The sequence below is a fragment of the Brucella sp. NBRC 12950 genome, assembly GCF_030268145.1.
Lineage (GTDB): Bacteria > Pseudomonadota > Alphaproteobacteria > Rhizobiales > Rhizobiaceae > Brucella.
The window spans coordinates 1-13,158 of the sequence record NZ_BSQC01000016.1 but is presented as its reverse complement, the minus strand read 5'-3'; the positions used below and the strand labels follow the sequence as shown (position 1 = coordinate 13,158).

The following is a 13,158-nucleotide window of genomic DNA, read 5'->3' as shown; positions in this document are numbered from 1 at the left end:
CATCGTGGATGGATCCGCGCATGTTCGCAGGGCAACCGAGACTGAAACAAAAGGGGACATAAATGAGTGGGTTACTGCTGCTTCACGGAACAATTGTAACTGTAGACGGTTCAAGACGAATTCTTGACGACGGCGCGCTAGCAACTGAAGACGACAGAATTGTCGACATTGGCAGCGTAGAAGAACTTCAACCACGTCATCGAGAAAAAAGAACGATCGATTGCACCGGCAAAATGATTATTCCAGGGCTTATCGATGCGCACGGACATGCCGGCCACGCCTTGATCCGCAGCATCGCTGCAGACACGAATTCTTTATGGATGCGGATCGTCACGCCTACCTATTATCATTATGTCACACGCGACTACTGGTACGCCGATGGCCTTGTCTCGGGCCTTGAAAGACTATGTGCAGGTGTGACAACATCTGCGAGCGTCATTACCTCCATGCCCCGCAGCGACGACCCGATCTTTGCGATCAATCATGCGCGCGCTTATTCAGAACTCGGTTTGCGGGAAATTATCTGCGTCGGACCTGCAGGCCTGCCATGGCCGCAATCGGTAACGCGTTGGGAGACGGGCAGCCCCGTGCGTCATATGGTTTCTTTCGAGGAAATGCTGGAGGGGGCCGAGGCAGTAATTGAAAATTTAAATGAAACGGCAGACGGGCGCATCAAGGTTTTCCTTACACCATTCACGATAGTGCCCTCGGTTGAACCGTCGAATGCTTCGACACCTGATCTTGCGGTCACTTTGACAGCGAACGATCGAATGCAAGCACGGCGCATTCGGGAGACAGCGCGCAAATGGGGCGTGCGTATTCACTCGGATGCTTTCGCCGGCCAAATTCGCATGGCGTGGCAAGATAAGGAACATGCCCTGCTAGGGCCGGATGTGCACTTGCAGCATTGCTGGGGAATCTCGCACGAGGAAATTGATATTCTTGCGGAAACAGGGACGCATGTCACCCATGCTCCTCCCGGCCGATCCACACCAGTCATGCAGATGATGGCCCGCGGCGTTCCCCTCGCCATCACTTCGGACGGCGCAGCACCAAGTCGCCATTTTGACATGCTACAGATCGCTCGCATCGCTCAATCGACACAACATATCCTGCATAATCATGACCGCTATATTCTGCCCCCAGGCAAAGTGTTTGAAATGATCACTATCGACGCAGCCCGCGCGATTGGAATGGCTCATGAGATAGGTTCCCTTGAGATGGGAAAGAAAGCCGACATTGCCATTATTGATATGCGAAAGCCACATTTAACACCAAACTGGATGCCTGTACATCGCTTGATCCATCAAGTTTTAGGCAGCGATGTGGATACCGTAATCGTTGACGGAAAAATCCTCATGGAAGGCGGCAAAGTTCTGACCACTAACATGCAGGAAGCCCTGGATTTTGGTGAATCGGAGGCTCGTGCGCTGGTGGCAAGAGCTGGATTAGAAAAACACATGCACGATCCTGCGTGGGGTCAATTGCAGCGAACCTTCAACGAGCCAGTCAATTTCCCTTCATTGCCGCAGGACAGTGCTACCCGTGAATAGGTTTCAATCCTCGTCGAGGCGACGGAGGACGAAACAATATGATAGCTGAGCGAACTATCCTGCCTAACCCGTCTAGCCGCGACACGTTTTCAGCGCCGAGCCCAACTCGTTTGCATAGATGCGTTTGCCCCCTACGCGAATAACGGCCTAAACAACGGCGACGCCAACAGGGTTTCTGTCAGCGTCTGCGTGAGCTTGCGCACCTACTTTTGCATCAAGTTCGCATTTCGTCCGCGATCAAGTGCAACATACGAGACTGCAGCATGGATGGGCTCGGTATTGAAACCTTCGCTACAGCTTCCATCTTAGTTGACCCATTCGATGAGAGTGGGTCGCTGAAAGTTTCAATTCCACTGAGTGAGTTTAAATGAAACCCGCTCAGTGGGTTCATTTCTCCGGGTTAAGTTCATCACTCGGTGGACGACTTTGACCGCAGCCTTGTGCCCAGATGACCTGATTGGAAAGCGTTTGTGCTGCACTGCCTTCCAGATGGCAGCTTTGAGAGCACTATTTACTTGCCTGTCTTATAATAACCTCGTTTTGGAGCTTCATCGATTAGCGTTTAACAGTCGCTCAAGGATCACTGCAGCTATAATGATGGTCCCGATTACGGTCCCTTGCCAGTACGGATCTATCCCCAAGAGGTTTAATCCATTCCGAATACAGACCATGATGATTACACCAAAGAACGTTCCGATGATGGAGCCACGCCCGCCGAAAAGACTGGTGCCGCCGATCACTGTGGCTGCAATCGCATCAAGCTCCAGCCCGAGCCCGCTTGTGGGATCAACGGAGCGAATTCTTCCAGCGAGAAAGATTGCTGCCACTGCACACAAAACACCCGCAATGACATAGACCGAGATCTTATAGCGACCCACTGAAAGACCAGCGACGCGGGCTGCCTCCGGATTGGAGCCGACTGCGTAAAGGGAGCGTCCAGTCTTAGTCTTTTTAAGTAACCAGTAGACGGAAGCGTAAAGCAAGATAAGGAATATGACATTGATCGGGATACCGCCAATCATGCCCATTGCAATTTCGCTTAGTTGGGGCGGCAGATCGGTGATCGAGCGAGCGCCACTCAATGTGTAGGTCAAGCTTCGGCAAATTGACATCATTCCTAGCGTTACGATGAATGCCGCGACCCCACCTTTCTCGATAATAAAACCGTTGGCAAATCCAATGACTGCACCGGTGAGCAGCCCAATCGCGATCCCTGGATAGAAGCCGAAAACAGGAAAACTAACAGCCATCGCAACGCCTGTCAGTCCAACAGTTGAACCCACTGAGAGATCGATACCTGCGGTCAGAATGACTAAGGTGAGCCCTACGGCAAGGATACCGACCACAACCGACTGGTCCAATACGTTGAGTATATTGTTGTAGGTCAGAAAATATGGACTGGCAAAACTCAATCCAACCACGATGGAGGCGGTGAGTAAAAACATCCTTAGTTCAAGAGAATGACCGATGTGGCTGAAGCGAGACCAGAGATTTCGGGTAGTGTCGGGTGTCTGAACGCTCATGCTGCAACACTTTCTGAAGTGTGTAATGAATGATGGACAATACGATCCAATTCGTTAGCCAGCGGAAGTTTGGCGGGATCGTTCGTGAGTAACACAATTGCTCCCATCGCTTGTCCCTGCTTGCCCCGCATGGTCGCGATGGTGATGTTCGCATTCTCCGGCTGACTGAGAACGGTGGCTGAGAATGGAAAAAAATCGCCTTTTTGCAACATTCCCGCGACCGGCTCCGAATGTGCGCTGTCCAGGCAAAAGACATAGTCGTCATCATAATGGAGCCACATGCAGCCGGCATTGAATTGCTGCGCAATACGCGTCAGCATCGCACCAATTAAATGCGCCGAGCGACGCGGAGCGGACAGCATTGTCAGACGTTGGGTGTTCAGACAAGCAACCGGAACGTCTGCAACACTTCTGCCGTCGCTTAAAACAACGACCCTGTCAGACAAGCCTAACAATTCTTCAAAATCGGAACTGATGACCAGAATGGCTGTTCCTTCATCCGAAAGCTCGCGCAACGCTTTGTAGATCGTAGAACGGGTTTCAATATCGACGCCCCGCGTTGGTTCATCCAAAATCAGCAGTCTTGGGCTGGCGAGCAACCAGCGCGCAATGATGATTTTTTGCTGCATGCCGCCGCTAAATTTCAAAATATTGGCATCGTTCAGACGACTAAGGTTTAATCCCAGTCGGCTCACCACTTCATGGGCGCGCGGCTCCGATTTTTTGTAGTCTACCAATTGATGTTTCTGAAGACTTAGTTGAACGAGCATCAAGTTTTCCCGCACTGAAAAGTCCGGTATCAACCCCTGCGTTCTTCTGTCTTCGCCTATAAAACCGATACCGGAGCGAATGGACTCCAATGGAGAGCGAGGCGAAAACGCCTCGCCCGCAAACTTGATAGACCCACGCTCAACAGGACGTAACCCAAAGATCGCCTCGACTGTTTCTGTTCGCCCTGCTCCAACCAACCCGCCAAGCCCAACAATTTCTCCGGCTGCGATGTCAAACGACACATCTTTGACCATTGGCCTTGCGGATAATCCTTCTACTTGTAAGATTTTTCTTGTTGTTCTGATGGGCCGGGTTTCATGATGCGCATAAATATTGGAAAGTTCCCGCCCAACCATCAGGCGGATAAGCTCATTGGCATCAATACTATCCGTCTTGATCCCACCGACGACGGTCGCACCTTCGCGTAAAACCGTTAGGCGGTCCGTTGCTGCAAAAATTTCCTCCATACGATGGGTCACAAGAACAAGACTATGGCCCCGCTCAGCGAGCTTTCGCGTGAGTTCGAGCAACTTGTCACATTCGTAAGGTGACAATGAAGTCGTCGGCTCATCGAGGAATATAACTTTGGAATTGAGTGCTAAGACTTTTAAGATCTCAACAAGCTGCCGATTGGCCATTGAAAGACGGCCAACCTCGTCGTCCAAGCCGAAACCAACCGAGATCTGTAACTCGTCGATTAATGCTATCGCCTGACGACGATTGTTAGCCCAGTTTAGTCGTCCCGGCTTTGCGAATTCGGGCAGGAAAATATTTTCGAGTACCGATAAGTGAGGTGCCAGACTGGTTTCTTGCGTGACCATGCTGACACCCGCAGCTATCGCATCGCGCGGCGAGGAGAAATGAACTTCACGCCCATCGACCGTCAAACTGCCACTATCAATGCGATGCATTCCCGCAATCGCTCGCATCAATGTGCTTTTACCGGCTCCATTTGCACCAACTATAGCGTGCACTTCGCGGTGATTGAGCGAGAAATCAACGCCTTTCAGTGCTTTCATTGAGCCGAACCGCTTTTCGATTCCCTGTGCGGTAAGCAGCAACGCAGGCTCCGTGTCATTCCGATCCAAGCGGAATCCTCCCAATTTTACGCCATCCTCGATTTTTATGATAGCGCTATCTTTTCCGATATGGCAAGCATGTGTCTGTCGACGGATTGACTTTAACAGCTTTGGAGGAGGCACGAATGAACCAGGAACAATACGTGTTTGAGTTTGTTGATGCACATCATCACTTGTGGGATCTTAAGCGACTATATTACGCTTGGCTGACCGACAAACCGTTCATCGGCCATCCCTCAGGCGATTACAGCAAGATCATGAACAACTATCTTGTTGATGACCTTCGTCGGGAAGCCCAAGCGGTTAATCTGATTAAGTCTGTACACATTGAAACTGCGGATGGCGAGACTGACCCGGTTCGTGAAACGCAATGGCTGCAAGAAGTTGCCGATGAAAAAGGCATGCCAAACGGCATCATTGCGCGCTGCGATCTTGCGAGCGAAGATGCTGCGAGCGAACTTGATCGGCATCAACAATTCGGTAATTTTCGCGGCGTGCGGATGCTTTCGTTTATGGGGCTTGATTTCCTGGATGCTGTCGAATTTCGACAAGGTTTCAAGGAGTTGGCAAAGCGGGATCTCGTTTACGACATGGATGCGGGCTGGCAACAAATGCACAAGGCTTATGCCTTGGCAAAAGACTTTCCTTCCACGCGCATCATCCTAGGCCATTGTGGCTTCCCCAAAGAGCGGAACGTTCCCTACTTTCATCACTGGCGCAAAGCGATCGCCCAACTCGCGCAAGCACCCAATGTGGCATGCAAACTATCTGGACTGGCAATGGTCGATCACAATTGGACAGTCGAAACAATCCGGCCCTGGATAGAAACCTGCATCGAACATTTCGGCGTTGATCGCTGCATGTTTGGCACAAATTGGCCCTTGGACGGTCTTCACAGTGAATATGCAACCGTCGTCAATGCTTATCGTGAAATTGTCGACGACTACAGCGTCCCTGAGAAACGCCAATTATTCCGCCACAGCGCTGAAAACTGGTATCGCATCTAGACAAATGATCAGGCCGTTCCACGCCGAATAAGCTGGTGGTCAAGAACGATGGTTTTTTTCTCGCTCTTGGCCCCGTCCAATCGACTGAGCAGCATATGGGCTGCTCGTTCACCCATCGCATCGGGTTGGATGCGCACAGTCGTCAAGGCTGGAGAAACAAACGATGCGAGATCGAAATCGCCAAAACCGCATATGGCCAGCTGATCGGGCACGCGAATTCCACGTCTGTTGCATTCCAGCAATGCGGCAAGCGCTAAGCTATCGGCGGAAAAAAAGATCCCGTCTGTCAAGGGTTGCCGCCGCAACACTTCATCCATTCCGATCACCCCATCTTGGGTATTCATCGGCATCGTCAGCTCTACTCTGCAGGCTGGCGACAAACCCGCGGTTGCAATCGCCTCTGCAAGTCCCTGGAACCGTGCCGATGCTCGGGGGTCTTGGGTAGCCCCACCGCCAACAAAAGCTATTCTCTTTGCCCCACGCGCCACGAATAGATCGCCGACTGCGCGCCCCGCCGCAATATTCGAAAATCCAGTAGCCATATCAATGGCTTCCCTGTCAGTATCCCAGGTCTCGACAATTGGCAAACTGCTCGCTCGTAGCAACTCTTCTGCAACAGGGGTGTGGTTGTTTCCTGTGAGGATGAATCCCAAGGGGCGCCGTTCTAACAAAGTTCGAATAATATTTTCTTCCCGCAGGGCCGAATATTCGCTGTTGCCGATGATCACGGATATGCCGCGTTTCTCCATAACATCAATGATGCTTTTCACCTCTGCGGCGAAAGCAGAACTGGATAATGTCGGAATGACAACAGCAACAACGCGACTGCTGTTAGACGCCAGATTGCGTGCAGCCTCGTTAGGAATATAGTTCAATTCACGGATGATCTGCTGGACGTGCAGACGTGTTTTCTCCGCGACTAGCTCTGGTCTGCCGATCACTCGAGAAACCGTCTGCGGAGAGACGCCCGCCTTATCGGCCACATCCGACATGGTCACGACCGGCAGGTTCAAAGAAATATTTCGAGATCGCTTCGTCCGCATTGACACCTTCGTATGTTAACGCTAACTGTATCGCAAAATGATAGCGCTAGCACAACCCGCAAATGAGACGGAAAGCCTAGTTTAAGATTCATTTTTGGGAGGAGAAACCAGGATGATTACCCGACGGAATTTTGCGGCGTTGGCCTTATGCGTCACCGCCAGCCTTTTGAACAATAGTTCTTACGCGCGTGCAAGCGATAAGCAACTCGTTTATCTGTCTGCAGGCATTGAAGCCCCTTTCTGGCGTTATGTCTCAAAGGGCGCCGAAGCGGCTGCTGCTGACCACAAATATAAGTTCACCGTCCTCGACTCCCGCAACAATGCACAAAGCCAGTTGCAAAATGCCCAGGACGCGATCGTAAAGGGTGCCACAGGCATCGTTTTATCGCCGACTGATTCCTCGACGGCTCCAGCAGTGCTCGATCTCGCAATGCGAGCAGGCGTTCCCTTGAGCTTCGCGGGTATTGGCACGACATCTGGCGACTATACAACATTTGTCACCTCAGATGATGAGGCGGGGGCATACGCCGTCGGACAGGAAATGGCTAAAGCGCTTGCGACCAAAGGCTGGAATAGCGCGGAAATCGGGCTTATCCAGATTTCTCAGGCTCGCCAGAACGGCGTCAAACGAACAAATGGTTTTGTGAAAGCCGTTACCGATGCGGGGCACAAGATTGTCGCGCGCAATGAAATGCAACTCTACACCGCCGATGAGACCTATCGTTTTGTTCAAGATATGCTCACAGCGCATCCAGGTCTGCGTGGCATATTTGTGCAAACCGATACGCCAACTCTTGGCGCTGTGCGCGCCGTCGCCTCGATGCGTCGCACCTCTGATACTCTCGTCGCAGCCTTTGACGGAACTCCCGAATTTGTTCCGCTCATTAAGGACGGCGCTATTCTGGCAAGCGGAATGCAACAGCCATATCTCATGGGAAAACAGGCGGCAGAATCGGTGATTGCGAAGATCGACGGGCAGTCGCCTGCAAAGGAGCAAGTACTTCCCATTCTGATTGTAACCGCCGAAAACATTGATGAGCAACTTCCCGTCCTGCGGGAAAATGTCTTCGCCAACGAGCTCAAATAGTTCGCTTTGTGAGTTCACGTCAAAGATTTCGACCCGGGCGGAACCGCCCGAGTCAGTTACTTCTCGGGCGTAAAATGATAGCGCTACCATTTTCGTGTTAAACGTAAGGGCATGTAATGCGATTGAGTGAAAAGAACTACTTCGAAGACATTGAAAATGATTATTCCTATGAAACCCCCGCCATCACCTTGGGCGAGCATCATATTCTGACCTTTGCCGGACTAACGGGTGACTTCACGCCCGTACATGTTGATGAAGAGTTTGCCCGGGAAATGGGGTTTCGGGGCCGCCTTGCCCATGGTTTGCTTGGCCTTTCGATGATCGACGCGCTCAAGAACCGTTGCCTTGTCCAATTTCATGTCGTTGCGGCACTGAACTGGAACTGGCGGTTTACCGGCCCTCTCTTCATCGGCGATCAGCTAAAGGCCCATTTACGCATTACTGACAAGCGCCTGACCAGCAAGGGTAATCGCGGGATCATCACGCTCGATATTCGCGCAACGAACCAGAAAAACGAGACCGTTCAGGAAGGAACCAACCAAATCATGGTCCTTTGCCGTCCAAGCAAATGACCTGAACGGCCATACTCAACTAAAATTTCATGACAGCCTTGGAGATAAAAATTGGGAATTCTATCGGGATATAAAGTCATCGACTGTTCAATCGCGATGGCCGGTCCATTTGCAACACAGCGGCTTGGCGATCTCGGAGCGGATGTCATCAAGGTGGAGCCGGTGACAGGGGAATGGCAGCGCCACGTTTCTGCTGGGGGAGCCTCCGGCAACAAGATCAATGTGTCATTTCTCTCTCTCAATCGGAACAAACGGTCTTTGGCAATCGATCTTAAAAGCGACGAGGGCAAAGCGGTATTACTTGACCTGATCAAAGATGCGGATGTCTTCTTGCAAAATTACAGGCCAGGAGTAGCAAAGCGTCTAGGGGTTGACTACGAAGCGCTTTCCAAGATCAATCCAGGTTTGGTCTACGTTTCCATGTCAGGTTACGGAGAGGAAGGGCCCTATGTGGACCGGCCAGGGCAAGACCTGGTCTTGCAGGGGCTGTCGGGTGCCATGTTATCGGCAGGGCGGGCCAATGAGGCTCCCAATGCAGCTGGACAATACCTCGTTGATGCCGTTACGGCTTATACAGCCTTTGAGGGGGCACTGGCCGCCCTGCTCCACAAGGAGCGGACTGGCGAAGGTCAGTTGGTGCAGGTTAACATGCTTGATGCCATCGTCACGCTTCAGATGCAGGAACTTTCCGTATTCACGGTTGGTGGCCGTCCGCAGCAGCGATCAGCCGAACCGCATGCGCATGTTTATATCCGGGCGCCTTACGGGGCTTTCGCAACGTCCGACAGTTTTATCATCATTGCATTTCCGCCTTTGGCAAAATTCGGCCAAGTGATCGGAGAAGATAGCTTTTTGACGATGAATGACGAAGATGACAGTTGGAAATACCGGGATGAAATCTTCGCAAGAACAAGACAGCGCCTGAAACTGAAAACCACCGATGAATGGATGCGCCTTCTGCGCGAAGCCGATATCTGGTGCGGCCCGGTTTATGGTTATGAAGACCTGCTTGACGATCCACAGATTGCTCATAACGGAACCTTTGTAGAATATGACCACCCGACGGAAGGGCATATCAAAGCGCCGGGATTTCCAATCAAATTTTCGAAAACACCGTCCAGCGTGGATCGTGGCGCGCCGATTATTGGGCAACATACCGATGAAGTTTTGCGCGAAGCCGGGTATGACGAAGCAAAAATTCAAGCTTTAAAGCAGTCTGGTATCGTTGTCGCAGGAGTATTGTGACAATGTCAGCGCCGATCATGGGCCTCACCTGGGATCACCCTCGCGGTTACGATGCTCTCGCGGCAGCGGCAAGGTATAGTGCAGCCAGTATCGAGATTGACTGGCAAAAACAACCTTTGGAAGGTTTTGAATCGTCGCCTATAGCAGACCTATGTTCCCGCTACGATCTGGTGGTACTCGACCACCCGCACCTGGGCGAAGCCGTCGACTGCAACTGCCTATTCTCTCTTGAGGAGATTTTCGAGCCTTCCGAGCTTGCAAAACTTGTTGGGACAAGCATCGGCCCGTCGGCCCGCAGCTACGCAATGAATGGCAATCACTGGGCCATTCCGCTTGACGCAGCGACGCAGGTCAGCGCCTGGCGCAGCGATCTGATCGAACGAGACTCCGTAGGGCTTTGCTGGAACGACGTCAGTAACCTATCTGCAGATACGGGAAAGGTCGCCCTTTCTTTAGCCGGCCCTCATGCACTGCTGAGCTACTTTTCTATTCTCGCTTCTATGGGAAAACCGGCTGATCCGGATTGCGAAGTGCTTATCGATGAACAAGGAGGAAGAGATGCTTATGAGTTGATGATGGAGTTGGCGCAGCGAGCTCCCCGCAACACAATACATCTCAATCCGATAGGCATTCTCGAACATATGTCTATAAACTCCGACATAGTGATGTGTCCGTTGATCTATGGCTATGTGAACTACGCGAACAGGTCAAATGTCTTGGGGCAGAGAATCTCCTTTTCAAACGCGCCTACGTGGTCAGCGGGAGGAATGCCCGGTTCCACATTGGGAGGAACCGGTATTGCTATATCAAGACGAAGTCCGATAACCCCGGAGCTAAAAGCTCACTTGTTATGGTTGATGAGTGAAGAGGTGCAAACAAAGTTTATTCCTCGACACCACGGACAACCATCCTCAGAAAGTGCATGGGGTGATGTTACTCTCAATCACGAATGGTCTAACTTTTACTCAAGCACATTTGACAGTGTATCTCACGCCTACGTGCGCCCGCGCTACAATGGCTACATATCCTTCCAAACGAACGGATCAGCGTATCTACGAGAGTCTGTGCTCGAACGAAGGTCATGGCGAGATGTATCAAACGGGTTACAGGCACTCTATCGCGCGAGCTTAAGCCCTTAACGACAAAAGCTACCACTCAATCGACCGTAGCGGGCAAGGCACTGGGCTGCAATCAGCCGCCCGGTCTTGTTGTTTTCACGAATTCAATCATCCTGGGGAGGAGTTACTATGAGCGTCACGCAAATTGAGCGCATCAACACCCGCAAAATAGATAAAGGCTTGGACGAAGCGAAAAAATCTTCCGAGGTTCGCAGGGCTGTTACGTCGGCTCTAATCGGCACAGCCTTAGAATGGTATGACTTTTACATCTTTGCTACAGCGGCAGCATTGATTTTTAACCGCATTTTCTTTCCGGATTTGTCACCCCTTGCAGGCACGCTTGCAGCATTCGGGACCTATGCCGTTGGCTTTTTTGCCCGCCCGTTGGGCGGAATTATCTTTGGTCGTATTGGCGATCTTCATGGGCGCAAGATAGTCCTTGTCGTTACGCTCATCATGATGGGTTTCGGCACTATGCTCATAGGTTTGCTACCAACTTATGCATCTATTGGGATCGCAGCACCTGCACTTCTAATTGGCTTGCGCATTATTCAAGGTTTAGCCGCGGGCGCCGAGTTTAGTGGCGCGGTCACGCTCGCCGCAGAGTATGCGCCAGTTAATAAACGCGGTCTTTATGCAAGTTTACCTACGCTCGGCGTATGTCTCGGAACATTGTTGTCGGCAGGCGCATTCTTTGCAGTAAGTAACTCCATGTCCGATGAAGCCTTCATGAGTTACGGCTGGAGAATTCCGTTTCTGCTGAGCATTTTTGCTGTCATCGCCGGCATTTTTGTGCGGTTGAAAGTCAATGAATCTCCGACATTCCATAAGCTTAAGGAAGAGGGAAAGACATCCGACGCGCCTATCCGCGATATGATCGAGGACTCTGGGCCGCGCTTCTGGATGGCCTTCGCTGCACGCTTCGCAGAAAATGTCTCAGGCTATCTTTTTCAGGTTTGGACATTGTCCTACATCACGTCTCAATTGCTGATTGATCGCAACATAGGTTTGACGGGTGTATTAATTGGCGCAGCATGCGGAATAATCACAATTCCACTCCTTGGTTTTGTTTCCGATCGCATAGGTCGAAAGCCAGTTTACCTCTTTGGCGCCGCGCTGTTCACGTTTGGGATTTATCCGTATTTCTGGCTGCTTAACACCCAAAACCCAACGATCATCGTCTGCACAATCGCATTTTCTATCGCAATTTCAAACTACTCGATGCTGTCTGTTCAAGGCGCGTTCTTCAACGAATTGTTTGGTGCACGCACGCGCTTCACAGCAATTTCTATCGTTAGAGAAGTCTCTGCAGTATTCGCTGGTGGAATCGCACCATTCATAGCGACTGCTTTGTTATCATGGGGAAGCGGCAGCTATATTCCTGTGGCGATCTACGCAACGATAATAGGCTTGATTACGCTCATTGGTGTGGCAATGGCTCCTGAGACCAGAGGCGCGGACCTGAACCGACTTTAGCTGCAACTATCAGCATATCGCTGCGAGGATGCACCTAGGTCTGCCATTCACGAAAAACTGGCACTTAAGGGATTAAAGCCTCTTTTGCATCACGCAGTATCAGTCTGTTCCCCAAACGATAGTTCCTCGGCCCGTTCCGCACGGCCGAGGAATACGTCTCAGCTCGTCATTCTTGATGAACTCGGATATCTGCCTTTCAGTGCATCAGGTGGCGCGCTGCTATTCCACCTGCTCAGCAAACTTTACGAGCGCACGAGTGTCATAATCACCACGAATCTCAGCTTCAGTGAATGGGCAAGCGTGTTTGGTGATGCCAAAATGACGACTGCATTGCTCGACAGGCTCACTCATCACTGCCACATCCTGGAAACCGGAAATGATAGCTTCAGGTTCAAAAACAGTTCCGCTCAGGAACCAAAACGAGCAAAGGAATACACGAAACTTGACCGTGAATAAAAACCCGAACAATAATTAAAAGGCGGGTCACTTCTCAGGGGAAATCAACAATCAACGCCAAAAGCCCCGTGATGGGGCCTTGTTGGGATCACAGGGGTCGGTGGTTGCGGGGGCAGGATTTGAACCTGCGGCCTTCAGGTTATGAGCCTGACGAGCTACCGGGCTGCTCCACCCCGCGCCAGGGTGTTTATTATGAACCGGTTGGGTATTTTTTCGCGGTTGCCGCGT

Annotated in this window: 10 protein-coding genes, 1 tRNA gene and 1 pseudogene; 8 read left to right on the top strand and 4 right to left on the bottom strand. The window is 51.4% G+C overall.

Features of this window, described 5'->3' with window-relative positions; translation table 11 throughout:
- The first annotated feature begins 62 nt into the window (after positions 1 to 62).
- Entirely contained in the window at positions 63 to 1,553 is a 1,491-nt protein-coding gene (locus tag QSJ70_RS22590; RefSeq protein WP_285539839.1) for an amidohydrolase family protein, read from the top strand.
- A 548-nt stretch (positions 1,554 to 2,101) separates the two neighbouring features.
- On the opposite strand, the gene QSJ70_RS22585 is transcribed toward QSJ70_RS22590, so the two are convergent.
- On the bottom strand, positions 2,102 to 3,076 hold the full coding sequence (locus QSJ70_RS22585) for an ABC transporter permease (protein WP_285539837.1): 975 nt from the start codon (positions 3,074 to 3,076) through the stop codon (positions 2,102 to 2,104).
- Positions 3,073 to 4,908 (bottom strand): sugar ABC transporter ATP-binding protein, encoded by a 1,836-nt coding sequence (locus tag QSJ70_RS22580; RefSeq protein WP_285539835.1) that lies wholly within the window; start codon positions 4,906 to 4,908, stop codon positions 3,073 to 3,075. The genes QSJ70_RS22585 and QSJ70_RS22580 overlap by 4 nt, the downstream gene beginning before the upstream one ends.
- A gap of 143 nt (positions 4,909 to 5,051) precedes the next feature.
- On the opposite strand from QSJ70_RS22580, the gene QSJ70_RS22575 reads away from it, so the two are divergent.
- A complete protein-coding gene (locus QSJ70_RS22575; protein WP_285539833.1) occupies positions 5,052 to 5,933 on the top strand; it encodes an amidohydrolase family protein in 882 nt (293 codons plus the stop codon).
- Between the two features lie 8 nt (positions 5,934 to 5,941).
- On the opposite strand, the gene QSJ70_RS22570 is transcribed toward QSJ70_RS22575, so the two are convergent.
- Positions 5,942 to 6,976 carry a LacI family DNA-binding transcriptional regulator gene (locus tag QSJ70_RS22570; protein WP_285539831.1) on the bottom strand — a complete coding sequence of 345 codons (1,035 nt, stop codon included), beginning with the start codon at positions 6,974 to 6,976 and terminating at the stop codon, positions 5,942 to 5,944.
- A 112-nt stretch (positions 6,977 to 7,088) separates the two neighbouring features.
- Between QSJ70_RS22570 and QSJ70_RS22565 the strand changes: the two genes are divergently transcribed.
- The 6 genes and pseudogenes from QSJ70_RS22565 to QSJ70_RS22540 all read left to right on the top strand — a co-directional run.
- On the top strand, positions 7,089 to 8,063 hold the full coding sequence (locus QSJ70_RS22565) for a substrate-binding domain-containing protein (protein ID WP_285539829.1): 975 nt from the start codon (positions 7,089 to 7,091) through the stop codon (positions 8,061 to 8,063).
- A 116-nt stretch (positions 8,064 to 8,179) separates the two neighbouring features.
- On the top strand, positions 8,180 to 8,635 hold the full coding sequence (locus QSJ70_RS22560; RefSeq protein ID WP_285539827.1) for a MaoC family dehydratase: 456 nt from the start codon (positions 8,180 to 8,182) through the stop codon (positions 8,633 to 8,635).
- Between the two features lie 51 nt (positions 8,636 to 8,686).
- Complete coding sequence (locus tag QSJ70_RS22555; RefSeq protein WP_215781075.1) at positions 8,687 to 9,880, top strand: CaiB/BaiF CoA transferase family protein; 1,194 nt, start codon at positions 8,687 to 8,689, stop codon at positions 9,878 to 9,880.
- Positions 9,881 to 9,882: 2 nt separating this feature from the next.
- The gene (locus QSJ70_RS22550; protein WP_285539824.1) at positions 9,883 to 11,019 is read left to right on the top strand and encodes a carbohydrate ABC transporter substrate-binding protein; all 1,137 of its coding nucleotides are present in this window, start codon (positions 9,883 to 9,885) and stop codon (positions 11,017 to 11,019) included.
- Positions 11,020 to 11,127: 108 nt separating this feature from the next.
- Complete coding sequence (locus QSJ70_RS22545; RefSeq protein WP_215781076.1) at positions 11,128 to 12,474, top strand: MFS transporter; 1,347 nt, start codon at positions 11,128 to 11,130, stop codon at positions 12,472 to 12,474.
- Between the two features lie 159 nt (positions 12,475 to 12,633).
- Positions 12,634 to 12,930 (top strand): annotated as a pseudogene (locus QSJ70_RS22540) (ATP-binding protein); the annotation flags it as partial.
- 101 nt (positions 12,931 to 13,031) lie between these two features.
- Here QSJ70_RS22540 and QSJ70_RS22535 read toward each other — a convergent pair.
- Positions 13,032 to 13,108 (bottom strand) — tRNA-Met (locus QSJ70_RS22535).
- Between the last annotated feature and the right edge of the window lie 50 nt (positions 13,109 to 13,158).

Excerpts from the sequence above, each read along its gene's own strand:
- QSJ70_RS22565 (WP_285539829.1), top strand. The coding sequence starts at position 7,089 with ATGATTACCCGACGGAATTTTGCGGCGTTGGCCTTATGCGTCACCGCC.
- QSJ70_RS22570 (WP_285539831.1), bottom strand. The coding sequence starts at position 6,976 with ATGCGGACGAAGCGATCTCGAAATATTTCTTTGAACCTGCCGGTCGTG.
- QSJ70_RS22585 (WP_285539837.1), bottom strand. The coding sequence starts at position 3,076 with ATGAGCGTTCAGACACCCGACACTACCCGAAATCTCTGGTCTCGCTTC.
- QSJ70_RS22590 (WP_285539839.1), top strand. The coding sequence starts at position 63 with ATGAGTGGGTTACTGCTGCTTCACGGAACAATTGTAACTGTAGACGGT.
- QSJ70_RS22575 (WP_285539833.1), top strand. The coding sequence starts at position 5,052 with ATGAACCAGGAACAATACGTGTTTGAGTTTGTTGATGCACATCATCAC.
- QSJ70_RS22550 (WP_285539824.1), top strand. The coding sequence starts at position 9,883 with ATGTCAGCGCCGATCATGGGCCTCACCTGGGATCACCCTCGCGGTTAC.
- QSJ70_RS22545 (WP_215781076.1), top strand. The coding sequence starts at position 11,128 with ATGAGCGTCACGCAAATTGAGCGCATCAACACCCGCAAAATAGATAAA.
- QSJ70_RS22560 (WP_285539827.1), top strand. The coding sequence starts at position 8,180 with ATGCGATTGAGTGAAAAGAACTACTTCGAAGACATTGAAAATGATTAT.